The sequence below is a fragment of the Streptomyces sp. NPDC057271 genome (assembly GCF_042668715.1).
GTDB lineage: Bacteria > Actinomycetota > Actinomycetes > Streptomycetales > Streptomycetaceae > Streptomyces.
This window is the reverse complement of the sequence record NZ_JBHUYJ010000010.1, coordinates 38,562-51,471: the sequence shown is the minus strand read 5'-3', so window position 1 is coordinate 51,471 and position 12,910 is coordinate 38,562. Positions and strand designations below refer to the sequence as shown.

Below are 12,910 nucleotides of genomic sequence, written 5' to 3'. Positions count from 1 at the left end.
AGTCGAGCTGTTCAGGATTGCGCGACACCGCCGCAATCCGCTGCTTTTGGTGATCGAACACATGCTGCCCCGGCAGCGGGAACCACTCCCCGTTCCACTGACCGTTGTTGGGCCAGAACGTGCTGTACACCTTGTTGTCAAAGCCGATCACGAACAGGTCGAGCTGGTGCGGGTTGCGCGACACCGCCGCGATCTCCTGCACCTGATGATCGAACACATGCTGCCCGGGCAACGGAAACCAATCACCGTTCCAGCCGCCGTGAAACACCATCACCCTCACTCCATCCTTAATCGAGGAAGACGTCACGCAGGCGCGCCTGTAGTCATACTCGGCCTGATGCTTTGCACGACCTACCGCGTCTCGTGGAGGCGTCTCTTGGTACACGTTCGAGCAGAGATCCTGGGCTCGTACAAATCCTCCCGAGACTACGGGGGTTCAATGACCCAACGAGCTGCGGAAGAGTCCGGGCCTGCTGACAGCAGCACCCGACTACGGATTGCTAAACGTCAAATCAGGGGATGTGATCGCGCATCAACCGTTCATAGATGCCGAGTTGACGCTGACCCGCTTGACGTCACACCAATTCTGCGCCCGGCCGGAAGGCTACGCAAACGCTCGCCGGTGGCTCCAACGAAAATCCGTGCGGGCGAAGTTGTAGCGTGGGGCGACGCCCCGATGCTATGTGGCCCGAATCTCCACCACGCATTCCACAGCGGTGGATTCACAGTGCTGCGTCCGGCCCGCCCGAACCGCGGGAGGCGAGATCCACGGCCTCCGTTGCGGCGGCTGGTGGAGTCCTGGATCTCCCCGCCGCCGCCTTCACGGCAGGCGTCAAGAACAGCGGGGCGGCTCCCGCCGGCGGTCGCTTTCACGCGTGAAACGCTCGGCCGGGCTTCCCGGCCGAGCGTTTCACGGGTACGGACGAGCTACTCAGCCGCGGGCCACGGCACCTGCGGTGAGCGGTAGAAGTCGATTCCGAGGGCCTCGAACCTGGGCCCCTGCGCCGCGAGCCGCACCTTGTACGTCTCCCAGTCGTGCGTCGCCGCCGGGGACCAGCCCAGCTCGGCCACGCCCGGCAGACGCGGGAACGCCATCTGGTCGATGTGCGCGTTCTCGGAGACGGTCTCGGTCCAGAGCGGCGCCTCGACGCCCTTCACCGCCTCCGCGGGCGCGCCCGGAAGGTACGCGGCCGGGTTCCAGTCGTAGGAGCGCCGCACCTCGACGTAGCCGGCCCAGGCCAGTCCCAGCCTGGTCTCCTTCGTGTACTTCATGTCGAGGTAGACCCGGTCGGCGGGCGAGAGGATCAGCCCGGTGCCGTTGCGCGCCGCCGCGGCGACCTGTTCCTTCTCCGCCGCGCCGGTCCGGTCGAGCCCCCAGTACTGCGCGAGCGCGCCCTCGGCGGGGGTCGCGCCGGTGAGCTGGTGCCAGCCGACGACGGTCTTGCCGTACTTCGCGACGATCGGCTGCACCCTCTCCATGAACGCCACGTAGTCCTCGTGGGTCGTGGAGTGCGCCTCGTCGCCGCCGATGTGGAGGTACTTCCCCGGTGTGAGCGCGGCGAGTTCGCGGATGACGTCCTCCACGAAGTCGTACGTGACGGGCTTCGGCACGCACAGGGAGCTGAAGCCGACGCCGGTGCCCGTGTAGAGCGGCGGCGCGACGCCGTCGCAGTTCAGCTCCGCGTAGGAGGCGAGGGCGGCGTTGGTGTGGCCGGGCAGGTCGATCTCGGGCACGACCTCCTGGTGGCGGGAGGCGGCGTACCGCACGATCTCCCGGTAGTCGTCCTTCGTGTAGTACCCGCCGGGTCCGCCGCCGACCTGGGTGGATCCGCCGTAGGTGGCGAGGCGGGGCCAGGAGTCGACGGCGATGCGCCAGCCCTGGTCGTCGGAGAGGTGCAGATGCAGCTTGTTGACCTTGTAGAGGGCGAGCTGGTCGATGTACCGCTTGACCTGGTCGACCGTGAAGAAGTGACGGGACACGTCGAGCATCGCGCCGCGCCAGGCGTAGCGCGGGGTGTCGGTGATGGTGCCGCCCGCGACCTGCCAGGGCCCGGGCTGCACGGTGCGCTTCTCGACGGCCGCCGGGAGCTGCTGGCGCAGGGTCTGCACGCCGCGGAAGAGCCCGGCGGGCCGGTGTGCGGTGAGCGTGATGCCGCCGCGGCCGGACCGGAGGCGGTAGCCCTCTTCGCCGAGCGCCTTCTCCCCGTCGGTCAGCCGGAGCCGGATGCCGCCGCTCGCGTCGTCCTGGTCGACGACGCGCAGCGGGTGGCCGGTGGAGGGGCGCAGGATCCCGGCGAGGTAGTCGGCGACGGCGCGGGACTCGCGCGAGCGGTCGTCGATCCGGATGCGGGTGGCGGCGGTGATCGTGTACGGCTGACCGCCGGGGGCCACGGAGGCGGGGGCGGGGACGATCTGGCCGAGCGGCCGGAGCGCGGGTTCGGCGGCGGAGTGGGCGGTGGGGGCGGCTCCGACGCACGAGATGCCGACCGCCGCAAGGAGCAGCAGGGCGCCGAGCACACGGGGAAGCGTTCTGCGCTGTCTCACAGGCATGGTCCCTTTCGGTGGACTTCGCGGCTGTGGATATGCGTATCCGAACAGTCACCATGCGTACCGTGGACCACTTCCGTGGGTCAAGGTGTAGACCAATCCCCCCTCCAGGTCGGCGATCATGAAGACCGCTGCCCGAATTCGGGCAGGATTCTTGCGAAGTCCGGGGGGTAGCCCTCAGTATTCACTGGTGCTCGAACGCCGCCCGTCACATGACGACCTCATCGACCACCTGGTGCGCAGCACCGCGCTGCAGCGCGGTGAGGCAGCCCGGGTGGTGCTCGACGTGCTGGCGTACTTCGACGAGTCGACCGAGGACTTCGTGCGCCGCCGCCACCGCGAGCTGCAGTCCGGGGGCGCCGTGAACGCCGAGATCTTCGAGCGCATCGCGGCCGAGCTGCCGCACCGCGCCGTGGCGCCACCGGAGCTCTCGCTCCGGCAGCTGCGCCGCATCGTCTACGGCTGACACGCGGCCGGGCGCACTCACCAACCTGGAGGGGTAACACCTTTATGTGTGGAATTGTCGGTTACATCGGAAAGCGCGACGTGGCCCCGCTGCTGCTGGAAGGCCTGCAGCGGCTGGAGTACCGGGGGTACGACTCCGCCGGCATCGTCATCACCAGCCCGAAGGCCTCCGGCCTGAAGATGGTCAAGGCCAAGGGCCGGGTCCGTGACCTGGAAGCCCGTGTCCCCAAGCGCTTCACCGGCACCACCGGCATCGCCCACACCCGCTGGGCCACCCACGGCGCGCCGAGCGACATCAACTCGCACCCGCACCTGGACCCCGAGAACAAGGTCGCGGTCGTCCACAACGGCATCGTCGACAACGCCCAGGAGCTCCGCGCCAAGCTGGAGGCGGACGGCGTCGTCTTCGCGTCGGAGACCGACACCGAGGTCATCACCCACCTGATCGCCCGCTCCCAGGCCACCACCCTGGAGGAGAAGGTCCGCGAGGCGCTCAAGGTCATCGAGGGCACCTACGGCATCGCCGTCATGCACGCCGAGTTCAACGACCGCATCGTGGTGGCCCGCAACGGCTCCCCGGTCGTCCTCGGCATCGGCGAGAAGGAGATGTTCGTCGCCTCCGACGTCGCCGCCCTGATCGCCCACACCCGCCAGGTCGTCACCCTCGACGACGGCGAGATGGCCACCCTCAAGGCCGACGACTTCCGCACGTACACGACCTCGGGCGCCTCGACGACGGCCACCCCGGAGACCGTGGAGTGGGAGGCCGCCTCCTACGACATGGGCGGCCACGACACGTACATGCACAAGGAGATCTCCGAGCAGCCCGACGCGGTCGACCGCGTGCTGCGCGGCCGGATCGACGACCGCTTCTCCACCGTCCACCTGGGCGGCCTCAACCTCGACGCCCGCGAGGCCCGCTCCATCCGCCGGATCAAGATCCTCGGCTGCGGCACCTCGTACCACGCCGGCCTCATCGGCGCGGGCCTGATCGAGTCCATGGCCCGTATCCCCGCCGACGCCGAGCCGGCCTCGGAGTTCCGCTACCGCAACCCGGTCGTGGACCCCGACACCCTCTACATCGCCGTCTCCCAGTCCGGTGAGACGTACGACGTGCTCGCCGCCGTGCAGGAGCTGAAGCGCAAGGGCGCCCGCGTCATCGGCGTCGTCAACGTGGTCGGCTCGGCCATCGCCCGCGAGGCCGACGGCGGCGTGTACGTGCACGCCGGCCCGGAGGTCTGCGTCGTCTCCACCAAGTGCTTCACCAACACGGTCACCGCCTTCGCGCTGATCGCCCTCCACCTCGGCCGCATCCGCGACCTGTCGGTCACCGACGGCAAGCGGATCATCGAGGGCCTGCGCAAGCTGCCCGCGCAGATCAGCGAGATCCTCGAGACCGAGGACGAGATCAAGAAGATCGCCGAGGCGTACGCCGGCGCCCAGTCGATGATGTTCATCGGCCGTGTGCGCGGCTACCCGGTCGCCCTTGAGGCCTCCCTGAAGCTCAAGGAGATCTCCTACATCCACGCCGAGGCGTACCCGGCCTCCGAGCTGAAGCACGGCCCGCTCGCCCTGATCGAGCCGGCGCTGCCGACGGTCGCGATCGTCCCCGACGACGACCTGCTGGAGAAGAACCGCGCCGCGCTGGAGGAGATCAAGGCCCGCAGCGGCCGCATCCTCGCGGTCGCACACCAGCCGCAGGTCAAGGCCGACCACACCATCGTCGTCCCGAAGAACGAGGACGAGCTGGACCCGATCCTGATGGGCATCCCGCTCCAGCTCCTCGCCTACCACACGGCGCTCGCCATGGGCCGCGACATCGACAAGCCGCGCAACCTGGCCAAGTCCGTCACGGTCGAGTAGCCGAGGGTCCCCCTGCTCGAGCGAAACCGAGAGCTGGGGGGACTCCGGGCCTGTCCCCCGGAGCTCTCGACCACGGCCGGGAAAGCCCGTCCGCCCGCATTTCCGGACCTGTCCCCGGAGGGCCGGACGCCCGGCCGGACACAAGCAGCGGTCCTCGCGCACCCAGTGTGCACGGGGACCGCTGCTGTTCTCTCCAGGGCTCGGCCGCCTCCGGGGCACTCGTGTGCGCCTCAGCCGGCCGCCGGGGCTCCTCGGCGGACACGGCCCAGGGAGGTCGGCCAGTGCGCCACCGCCGCCGTCGCGCCGTACCAGGCCGCGAGGCCCGCCACCGCGGCGACCCAGCCGCCCGCCTTCGCCAGACCGCCGTTGCCGGCGAGTGCCCCGATGCCGAGCAGCAGCAGCGCGACGAACAGCAGCCCGTACACGCCCTGCCCGAACAGACCGCTGCCACCGGCCGCCATCGTCAGCGTGAGCGCCAGCAGCGCCCAGAGCAGCAGGAAGAGGCCGGTCGCCTCGGCCGAACCGCCGTCGCCCACTCCGGTCCCCCAGGTGAACCAGAACGCGCCGAGCGCCGAATAGGCCGTGCCCTCACCGCCGTTGCCGGCGCGCAGGGCGAGCAGACCGACGAGGAAGAGCGCCACCCCGCCGACCCAGGTGGCGAGGGATGCGGCGTCCGACGCCGCGACGTTGTCGATGACACCCGTGCCGCCGATGCCGAAGGCCAGCAGGGTCAGTCCGAGCGCGAGGTGGCCGAGAGTGGAGGTCGTGTTTCCCGCGGCGACTTCGTTGTCCACGGCGGGCTCCCTTCAAGTGCGCAGTTGTGCTGCGTGAGCTGCTTGTTCCGGTGACCTTTAAGTACCCTTCACAAGCGCACAAATCACCTGACGGGGGCAGAAATTATCGCCGTACCAAGGGAGTTGACGAAGCGTCGAAGAGATGAAGCCGGGGGCGAACGTCAGCGAGGACCGGTCACGGGACGACGGTCACGGGATGACGATCACGGGCCGCTGCGCGCGCTTCGCCAGCCGGCCGGCCACCGAGCCGAAGAGCCGGCCGACGATGCCGTGCGTCGAGCCGACCACGATCGCGTCGGCCGAGTACTCCCGGCCGACCTCCTCCAGCTCGTGACAGATGTCGCCGCCGCGCTCCACGAGGATCCAGGGGACCTCGGCCAGGTAGTCCGCGCAGGCCAGCTCAAGGCCGAGCACCTCGGTGCGGTGGTCCGGGACGTCGACGAAGACCGGCGGCTCGCAGCCCGCCCAGACGGTGGTGGGCAGCCGGTTGGCGACGTGCACGATGATCAGGCCCGAGCCGGAGCGGCGGGCCATGCCGACGGCGTACGCCAGGGCCCGCTCACTGGAGGTCGAGCCGTCGAAGCCGACGACCACTCCGTGCCGGAAGGCGGGATCACAGGAGTGACGTGGCTGTTCCACCGCGAGGGGGTCGACCGTGGAGTCGGCGACGCGCTTGCGGTCCGCGGGTTCGGGGAATTCGTGACCGGCCATCGGTGTCTCGGCGAGGAAGATCCTTGTGGGAGGGATGGAGCGTCGTACGGAGCAACGGTTGGCGACGGAGCGGTGTCCGGGAATCATCTTCCCAAGCCCATACCCCCAAGGGTACGGCGACACCCCTCTCCTGCCCAGAGCGGTCCGGGACCACACACGGCGCCCGCAGAGCGTTCCAGGGAGCATGCACGAGCCCGTCCCGTTATGGCAATGCCGGTTGTGCCCTACAGCTGTCCGCCACGGGGGGCCGAACGGCCGCCACGGGGAGTGACCGGAACGTTCCGCCTCTCGTTCCCACAGGTCCAGTCACCGTCGCAGGGAGCCCCGCCCGTGCCCGCACCACCGGCCGCCGTCACCCCCGCCGGCACCCGTCCCCCCGCCCGCTCCCCCGGCCCCGCGGCCCCGCACCCCTCGGCGGACCCGGCGGGCGACGTCGTCCGCTGGGCCGTCTTCTGCTGCGTCCTGGTCCCCGTCGTCCTCGTGGTCTACGGCACCTCGCTGGGCGGGGCCGCCGGCACGGCGCTCGGACTCGCCGCGGTGACGGCGGTCTGCCGGGTACTGCTGCGCCGCGCGGAGCGCGGCCTGCGCGCCGAGGCCGCGGGGCCCCGCGGGCGACGCTCCCATGGCGGCCGAAACCACCGTCAGAGGTGACGGACCCCCCGTGGAGCTGACGGATTCGTACACTCACACCCGTATGATTTCAGCCAACTTCCACCTACCCGTGAGTCCTTGGCGGAATGCCCCCTCAACCCTGGTGCCACCGGGCGTGAAAAGCTTCGGATCGGCCCCCGCACCCTACGGGGACGGGCCACGCGGTCACGACGCACTTCCCTGCGCCGCCCGCGAGTGGAACGCTTCGTGATCGAATGCTTCGCGCCAAGTTGCCTTGTCGACAATGTGCCGGACGGTGAACTTGTCACGTCGGCACTACGGAACACAGTAGATTCGATCATGGGTATCGAAGACTGGGGTCTCGTGCAAAACCGAGGGGAAACGTGCAGGAGCGACAGGACCAGGGAGACGCGAACACCGAGGGGGGCTTAGCGTCATGAGCCAGGACTCCGCCGTAACGGAGGCCGCACGGAAGTTGACCGGGCGCCGCCGCCGCGAAGTCGTCGCGGTGCTGCTGTTCAGCGGCGGCCCCATCTTCGAGAGCTCCATCCCGCTCTCCGTGTTCGGAATCGACCGGCAGGACGCGGGAGTACCCCGCTACCGCCTGCTGGTGTGCGCCGGTGAGGAAGGCCCGCTGCGGACCACAGGGGGCCTCGAACTGACCGCGCCGTACGGCCTCGACGCGATCAGTCGCGCCGGAACCGTCGTCGTACCGGCCTGGCGGTCGATCACCTCGCCGCCACCGCCGGAGGCGCTCGAAGCGCTGCGCCGGGCACACGAAGAGGGCGCGCGGATCGTCGGGCTGTGCACCGGCGCGTTCGTGCTCGCCGCGGCCGGACTGCTCGACGGCAGACCGGCCACCACACACTGGATGTACGCGCCGACGCTCGCCAAGCGCTATCCGTCGGTCCATGTGGACCCGCGGGAGCTCTTCGTCGACGACGGGGACGTACTGACCTCGGCCGGCACCGCGGCCGGTATCGACCTGTGTCTGCACATCGTGCGGACCGACCACGGCGCGGAGGCCGCGGGCGCCCTGGCGCGCCGGCTGGTCGTCCCGCCGCGGCGCAGCGGCGGCCAGGAGCGCTACCTCGACAGGTCTTTACCCGAGGAGATCGGCGCCGACCCGCTCGCGGAGGTCGTCGCCTGGGCCCTGGAGCACCTCCACGAACAGTTCGACGTGGAGACGCTCGCGGCCCGCGCATACATGTCACGGCGTACGTTCGACCGGCGCTTCCGCTCGCTGACGGGGTCCGCCCCGCTGCAGTGGCTGATCACCCAGCGGGTGCTGCAGGCGCAGCGGCTGCTCGAGACCTCCGACTACTCGGTCGACGAGGTCGCGGGACGCTGCGGCTTCCGCTCCCCGGTGGCGCTGCGCGGGCACTTCCGCCGCCAGCTCGGCTCCTCGCCGGCCGCGTACCGCGCGGCCTACCGGGCCCGGCGCCCGCAGGCCGAGACCACGACGTCGGTGCTCGACCCGCTGGTGCCGCAGCAGGGCCCGCCGGTCGTCCGGCGGCCCGGGATCCCGATGGAGCCGGGGAAGCCGCAGTCCGACATGTACGCCGGTCGCGCGGCCCTGCCGGGCCAGCGCAGCGCCCCCTAGGGGCGGGCCGGACCGCGCGCCACAAGCCGCGCACGGATAGAACCGACGGGCGCCCGGGGACACCTCTCCCGGGCGCCCGTCGGCGTCCCGCCCGGCGCCGAGCCGTACGGCCGGTCCCGGCCCGAACCGGTAGCCGCCCCCAGAGTCTGCCTTCTGGATCGGACCGGATCGGGAAGTGCCGGGCGCCGAGAGCCCGGCCCGATCCGAAAGACAGGCCCTAAGGTAGGACGCATGAACGATCGCATGGTGTGGATCGACTGCGAGATGACCGGGCTCTCGCTGACGGACGACGCACTCATCGAGGTGGCCGCACTGGTCACCGACTCGGAACTGAACGTGCTCGGCGACGGCGTGGACATCGTGATCCGCCCGCCGGAGGCGGCGCTGGAGACCATGCCCGAGATCGTGCGCCAGATGCACACGTCATCCGGTCTGCTCGACGCGCTGGCCGACGGCACGACCCTCGCCGATGCCGAGGCCCAGGTCCTCGCCTACGTACGCGAGCACGTCAAGGAGCCCGGCAAGGCACCGCTCTGCGGGAACTCGGTCTCCACCGACCGCGGCTTCCTCTCGCGGGACATGCCGGCGCTCGAGAACCATCTGCACTACCGGATCGTCGATGTCTCCTCGGTCAAGGAGCTGGCCCGCCGCTGGTACCCGAGGGCGTACTTCAACAGTCCGGAGAAGAGCGGCAACCACCGCGCGCTCGCCGACATCCGCGAGTCCATCGCCGAGCTGCGCTACTACCGCGAGGCGATCTTCGTCCCGCAGCCCGGACCGGCCTCGGACACGGCGAAGCAGATCGCGGCGCGCCACGTCGTACGTCCGGAGTAGTCCGGAGCGGTACGGGGAGGTCCGGAGCCGTAGGGGGAGGTCCGGAGCGGTACGGGGAAGGTCCGGCGTGTGTTCCGGACCACACCGCGCCGGTCCGGCGCGGTCCGCCCCGAGTCCTGCCACGTCCGAGCAGCCCCCGCTCGCGCCCTTGACACCCCTCTGACACCCCCACGGCGCCACCGGGTCGAATACGGGCGCGAGCACCCTCTCGGACCCTGTAGACTTCTTCTCGGCCGGTCGGGGAAACCCTCGGGAAAACCGCCGGTCATGGTGGGTATAGCTCAGCTGGTAGAGCACCTGGTTGTGGTCCAGGATGTCGCGGGTTCGAGTCCCGTTACTCACCCTGAATGATCAAGGCCTGACCTGTGAAAACGGGTCAGGCCTTCGTCATGCGCGGTTCCTTGGGAACACAACGAGAACACAAAGCCCTCAGCGGCCTACGGGCCGGGCAGGGGGCGGTTTCGTCGTGCCGGGGGGTCAGTCGAGCGGCAGCGCCTGGTGCGCGGCCACGATCGCGTCGATCCGGCGCGCGAGATCAAAGTCCGCCTCGGTCAACCGGTGCCCAGCGTCGTGGGTCGTGATGGCCGCCCGCAAGTGGTCCATCCTCAGATCGAGATCGGCGTGATGCCGGACCCGCCGCGACCGGTCCGCGATCGTCACGATCGCAGCCACCGCCGCGTGGTACCGGATCTCGTACGTGCGGGTGATCTCGTCGCCCTTGCGCTCCCAGCCCGGCAGCCCGGCCAGCCGCTCCATGATCTCCTCGTCAGACAGCGGCGCAGGCACGCCCATCGTCAGCTCCCCTCGGTCACAGGTGCGAGAACCTCAGCGAGATCCCGCCCGACCGGGGCATCCTGCCACGGTCGCATGGCCCGCTCCAGGGTGACCAGCTCCCGCCGCATCCGGGCGGAACGGGTCTCCACCGCGATCTCCGCCACGGTGCGGGCGATCTCCAGCGCCTGCTCCGGTTCCCGAGCGGCCGCAGCCGCCGTGGCGTGCCGTGCCATGTACACCCCGCGGTCCCGGCGGGCAGTCGAAGGCACGATGTCGAGGACCTGGGACCACAGGGCGCCGGCCTCCGCGCCCAGCCCGAGGCGCCCGTAGCAGGTGGCCCTCTGCACTTCGAGGTAGCCAGGCGTTCGCCGGCAGGCGTTGCCCCAGGGAAGGTCGTCGTCGACGCGGCCGAGGAGACCGTCGGCTGTGTCGATGAGCTGGTCGACGGCCGTCCGGTCGCCGATGAGGCTGGCGCCGTGCGCCTGCTGCTGGAGCGACATCACGCGCACCTTCGGAGCAAGCCGGTCGGCGTCGTCCAGGGCGGCCTCACACAGGTCGATGACCGCCCACCCGTCACCGAGGTCGGTCCGCACCTGAGCCTGGTTCACGAGGCTGTACCCGATGAGGTGCGCGTCGCGCGACCGCATCGCGATCTCCTGGGTCACGCCCCGCCAGAAACTCGCGGCCTCCAGGTCGCCGGCGTCCTGGTACAGCCAGCCCACGAGCGCCGCGTACGCCGCGCCGACCCGCAGAAGGCCGCAGCGTACCTCGCCCTTCGCGGAGCGGATCAGCTTGTCGATGAGCTGGTACTGCGCGGACACGGTGCCGATCAGGTCGTGAGGCCCGAGAACATGTCGGCCCGGTAGTGCCCCTCCAACTGCTGTTGGAAGTAGTCGATGAGGGCAGGGTCGACGTGCTGCGTAGCGGTTGGTCCGGGGACGAGCGCGGCGGCGGTCACGCTGACGAATGCACGGCGTTTCACATCGGCCTCTTCATGGTGCTCCGGCCGGATCCAGCCGGGGGGTGTGGTGAATCCCAGGTCCTCGGGCCACCGGCCGAGCGCGTCGTGTATGACGATCGCGGTCTCTTCCGGGGGCCAGCCCGGCCGCTCACCTTCCCAGCGTCGCCAGGTTCGCGGGGAGACGGTGAAGTGGGGGTCATCGAGGAGCTGTTGCCCGTGAGCGGTGAGCCCGGCAGCGGCCTGCTCGACCGTGCGCCAGCCTTGCCGGAGTCGTGAGGCCCGGAGGGCGTCGTTGCGGCTCATGCCGCCAGTGTGGGGTGTCATCGCGCGCCGTTTCGGCCGTGGCCGCGACGTGGCCATGCGTGACCACTCGATGGCCTATCTGCTCGTTGCCGTGCTCACACATCATCGACCTGAATGCGAAGGGGCGTACAGCGGTTGGCGGATCTGCCCCTCCGACGACGGACGGAGCAGCCGTGCGTGAGCGGATCGAGCACAACGAGGCGGACGAACCCGGGTCCGGCGTCGACGTCCAGTTCGCCGGGCTCCTCCTTCATGCGTGCGATGCGTTCGAGGAGCAGGCTGAGGCCGCCGCGGAGCACGACATCAACGAGGCGCTCGCGCTGCGGCACCACCCTGGGAGCGTCGCCCTCGCGGACCTCACCGATCGGCTGTTGTCCCGCTGCGAGGGGCTGTCCGGCGGCATCGAGGGGATCCCTGCCGTGGAGCGGGACGCGCGCGCGTCCGGGGCCCTGAAGACCTGGGCGCAGTTGGTGAAGGACGGGCCCGACGCCGGTCCGCTCGGCACCTGGTCCTACACCCGGCATCTCGCGCTGACGGCCCGGGACATGGTCCGCGTCCTCCGTGAGCGCCGCGCCTCGCAGCAGGCGATCGCCGCCGCCTTCATCGGCCGCACTGGCCTTCCGCCACTGACCCCGGACGCCCGGTGACCGAGTGGCCGCGGCAGGCCGTCTACTGCCTGATCGTCCTCGGCGTGCTCGCGCTCCTCGCGTACGGCATCACCACATAGACCCCGACCCGGATCGCTCTCCCTGGCAGGAACCCGATCCGGGCCGGCCACCCATCCGTTCGGACAGGAAGGCACCAGGATGACATGTAGCAGGTGCGGCGGAGGCATGACCAGGACACAGGACGGTTGGTGGATCTGCTACCCGTGCGGTACCAGCTCGCCGGGATAGAGGGGGATCGATGAGCTGCCCACAGTGCGGCGGGACGATACGGCCGACGGGCGGGGACTGGTTCCACTGTGCCAGTTGCCGCTACGAGATCCACGCGGAGGCGTGGGACCTCCATGGGTCACTTCTCGCTCGGCTCGACGTTGATCCGGTGAAGTTCTTCGCCGACGTCGCGGCCCGTCTGACGGAACTCCGCGAGGCGGAGCCTGTGTGGCAGCGCACCCGCTGAACCAGCCCCGGTCGGACCGTCCCCCGGCCGGGACTACCGCACGAGGTGGGCGAGCGGCACGCCGATGGCATCGGCGATGCGAAGCAGGGTGTCGAGGGTGGCCGCTGCGTGGCCCTGCTCGATGCGGTTGTACCCGGCTCGGTCCATGGGGATCGCCACTCACCCCGGACGCCCCACGCCAGCCTCCTCTTTGCGTGCGCGGCCGACGACGAAGCGGGGGCCGGCCGGAGGGGGGGGGGGGGCGGGAGGGGAGGGGGGGGTGGGGGGGGGAGGGGGGGGGTCGGTGGGGGGGGGAAAACGGGTGGAGGGAAAAGCGTGTTG

Annotated in this window: 14 protein-coding genes, 1 tRNA gene and 1 pseudogene; 8 read left to right on the top strand and 8 right to left on the bottom strand. The window is 70.2% G+C overall.

Features of this window, described 5'->3' with window-relative positions:
- Both ACFUJR_RS07575 and ACFUJR_RS07570 read right to left on the bottom strand, forming a co-directional pair.
- Positions 1-274 (bottom strand): annotated as a pseudogene (locus tag ACFUJR_RS07575) (hypothetical protein); the annotation flags it as partial.
- 653 nt (positions 275-927) lie between these two features.
- The gene (locus tag ACFUJR_RS07570; protein WP_383173144.1) at positions 928-2,550 is read right to left on the bottom strand and encodes a beta-N-acetylhexosaminidase; all 1,623 of its coding nucleotides are present in this window, start codon (positions 2,548-2,550) and stop codon (positions 928-930) included.
- 187 nt (positions 2,551-2,737) lie between these two features.
- On the opposite strand from ACFUJR_RS07570, the gene ACFUJR_RS07565 reads away from it, so the two are divergent.
- A complete protein-coding gene (locus tag ACFUJR_RS07565) occupies positions 2,738-3,013 on the top strand; it encodes a hypothetical protein (protein WP_041662420.1) in 276 nt (91 codons plus the stop codon).
- A 44-nt stretch (positions 3,014-3,057) separates the two neighbouring features.
- Entirely contained in the window at positions 3,058-4,875 is a 1,818-nt protein-coding gene (gene glmS, locus ACFUJR_RS07560) for a glutamine--fructose-6-phosphate transaminase (isomerizing) (protein WP_383173146.1), read from the top strand.
- Positions 4,876-5,105: 230 nt separating this feature from the next.
- Here glmS and ACFUJR_RS07555 read toward each other — a convergent pair whose 3' ends face one another.
- Complete coding sequence (locus ACFUJR_RS07555; RefSeq protein WP_383173148.1) at positions 5,106-5,669, bottom strand: GPR1/FUN34/YaaH family transporter; 564 nt, start codon at positions 5,667-5,669, stop codon at positions 5,106-5,108.
- A gap of 189 nt (positions 5,670-5,858) precedes the next feature.
- Complete coding sequence (locus ACFUJR_RS07550; protein ID WP_383173194.1) at positions 5,859-6,380, bottom strand: universal stress protein; 522 nt, start codon at positions 6,378-6,380, stop codon at positions 5,859-5,861.
- 330 nt (positions 6,381-6,710) lie between these two features.
- Between ACFUJR_RS07550 and ACFUJR_RS07545 the strand changes: the two genes are divergently transcribed.
- The 4 genes from ACFUJR_RS07545 (at position 6,711) to ACFUJR_RS07530 (ending at position 9,772) form a co-directional block, all read left to right on the top strand.
- Positions 6,711-7,031, top strand: coding sequence for a hypothetical protein (locus ACFUJR_RS07545; RefSeq protein WP_383173150.1), 321 nt, complete (start codon positions 6,711-6,713; stop codon positions 7,029-7,031).
- A gap of 397 nt (positions 7,032-7,428) precedes the next feature.
- Positions 7,429-8,595 carry a helix-turn-helix domain-containing protein gene (locus ACFUJR_RS07540; RefSeq protein WP_383173152.1) on the top strand — a complete coding sequence of 389 codons (1,167 nt, stop codon included), beginning with the start codon at positions 7,429-7,431 and terminating at the stop codon, positions 8,593-8,595.
- Between the two features lie 231 nt (positions 8,596-8,826).
- Positions 8,827-9,429, top strand: a complete 603-nt coding sequence (gene orn / locus ACFUJR_RS07535) for an oligoribonuclease (RefSeq protein ID WP_383173154.1) — start codon at positions 8,827-8,829, stop codon at positions 9,427-9,429.
- Between the two features lie 270 nt (positions 9,430-9,699).
- Positions 9,700-9,772: transfer RNA gene (locus ACFUJR_RS07530), tRNA-His, on the top strand.
- Positions 9,773-9,906: 134 nt separating this feature from the next.
- Here the strand turns inward: ACFUJR_RS07530 and ACFUJR_RS07525 are convergent.
- From ACFUJR_RS07525 to ACFUJR_RS07515, 3 genes are read right to left on the bottom strand one after another with little or no spacing between them, the layout of a single operon-like run.
- The gene (locus ACFUJR_RS07525) at positions 9,907-10,221 is read right to left on the bottom strand and encodes a 4a-hydroxytetrahydrobiopterin dehydratase (RefSeq protein ID WP_383173156.1); all 315 of its coding nucleotides are present in this window, start codon (positions 10,219-10,221) and stop codon (positions 9,907-9,909) included.
- Positions 10,222-10,223: 2 nt separating this feature from the next.
- On the bottom strand, positions 10,224-11,024 hold the full coding sequence (locus ACFUJR_RS07520; protein ID WP_383173158.1) for a Twin-arginine translocation pathway signal: 801 nt from the start codon (positions 11,022-11,024) through the stop codon (positions 10,224-10,226).
- A gap of 8 nt (positions 11,025-11,032) precedes the next feature.
- Positions 11,033-11,467, bottom strand: a complete 435-nt coding sequence (locus ACFUJR_RS07515; protein WP_383173160.1) for a hypothetical protein — start codon at positions 11,465-11,467, stop codon at positions 11,033-11,035.
- Positions 11,468-11,640: 173 nt separating this feature from the next.
- Here ACFUJR_RS07515 and ACFUJR_RS07510 point away from each other — a divergent pair, with 173 nt between their 5' ends.
- Positions 11,641-12,114: a hypothetical protein gene (locus ACFUJR_RS07510; RefSeq protein WP_383173162.1), complete on the top strand. Its 474-nt coding sequence runs from the start codon at positions 11,641-11,643 to the stop codon at positions 12,112-12,114.
- Between the two features lie 259 nt (positions 12,115-12,373).
- Entirely contained in the window at positions 12,374-12,589 is a 216-nt protein-coding gene (locus ACFUJR_RS07505; protein WP_383173164.1) for a hypothetical protein, read from the top strand.
- A gap of 33 nt (positions 12,590-12,622) precedes the next feature.
- Here ACFUJR_RS07505 and ACFUJR_RS07500 read toward each other — a convergent pair whose 3' ends face one another.
- Positions 12,623-12,736: a helix-turn-helix domain-containing protein gene (locus tag ACFUJR_RS07500; RefSeq protein WP_383173166.1), complete on the bottom strand. Its 114-nt coding sequence runs from the start codon at positions 12,734-12,736 to the stop codon at positions 12,623-12,625.
- Positions 12,737-12,910: the final 174 nt, after the last annotated feature.

Excerpts from the sequence above, each read along its gene's own strand:
- ACFUJR_RS07570 (WP_383173144.1), bottom strand. The coding sequence starts at position 2,550 with ATGCCTGTGAGACAGCGCAGAACGCTTCCCCGTGTGCTCGGCGCCCTG.
- glmS (WP_383173146.1), top strand. The coding sequence starts at position 3,058 with ATGTGTGGAATTGTCGGTTACATCGGAAAGCGCGACGTGGCCCCGCTG.
- ACFUJR_RS07550 (WP_383173194.1), bottom strand. The coding sequence starts at position 6,380 with ATGGCCGGTCACGAATTCCCCGAACCCGCGGACCGCAAGCGCGTCGCC.
- ACFUJR_RS07540 (WP_383173152.1), top strand. The coding sequence starts at position 7,429 with ATGAGCCAGGACTCCGCCGTAACGGAGGCCGCACGGAAGTTGACCGGG.
- orn (WP_383173154.1), top strand. The coding sequence starts at position 8,827 with ATGAACGATCGCATGGTGTGGATCGACTGCGAGATGACCGGGCTCTCG.
- ACFUJR_RS07525 (WP_383173156.1), bottom strand. The coding sequence starts at position 10,221 with ATGGGCGTGCCTGCGCCGCTGTCTGACGAGGAGATCATGGAGCGGCTG.
- ACFUJR_RS07515 (WP_383173160.1), bottom strand. The coding sequence starts at position 11,467 with ATGAGCCGCAACGACGCCCTCCGGGCCTCACGACTCCGGCAAGGCTGG.
- ACFUJR_RS07505 (WP_383173164.1), top strand. The coding sequence starts at position 12,374 with ATGAGCTGCCCACAGTGCGGCGGGACGATACGGCCGACGGGCGGGGAC.
- ACFUJR_RS07500 (WP_383173166.1), bottom strand. The coding sequence starts at position 12,736 with ATGGACCGAGCCGGGTACAACCGCATCGAGCAGGGCCACGCAGCGGCC.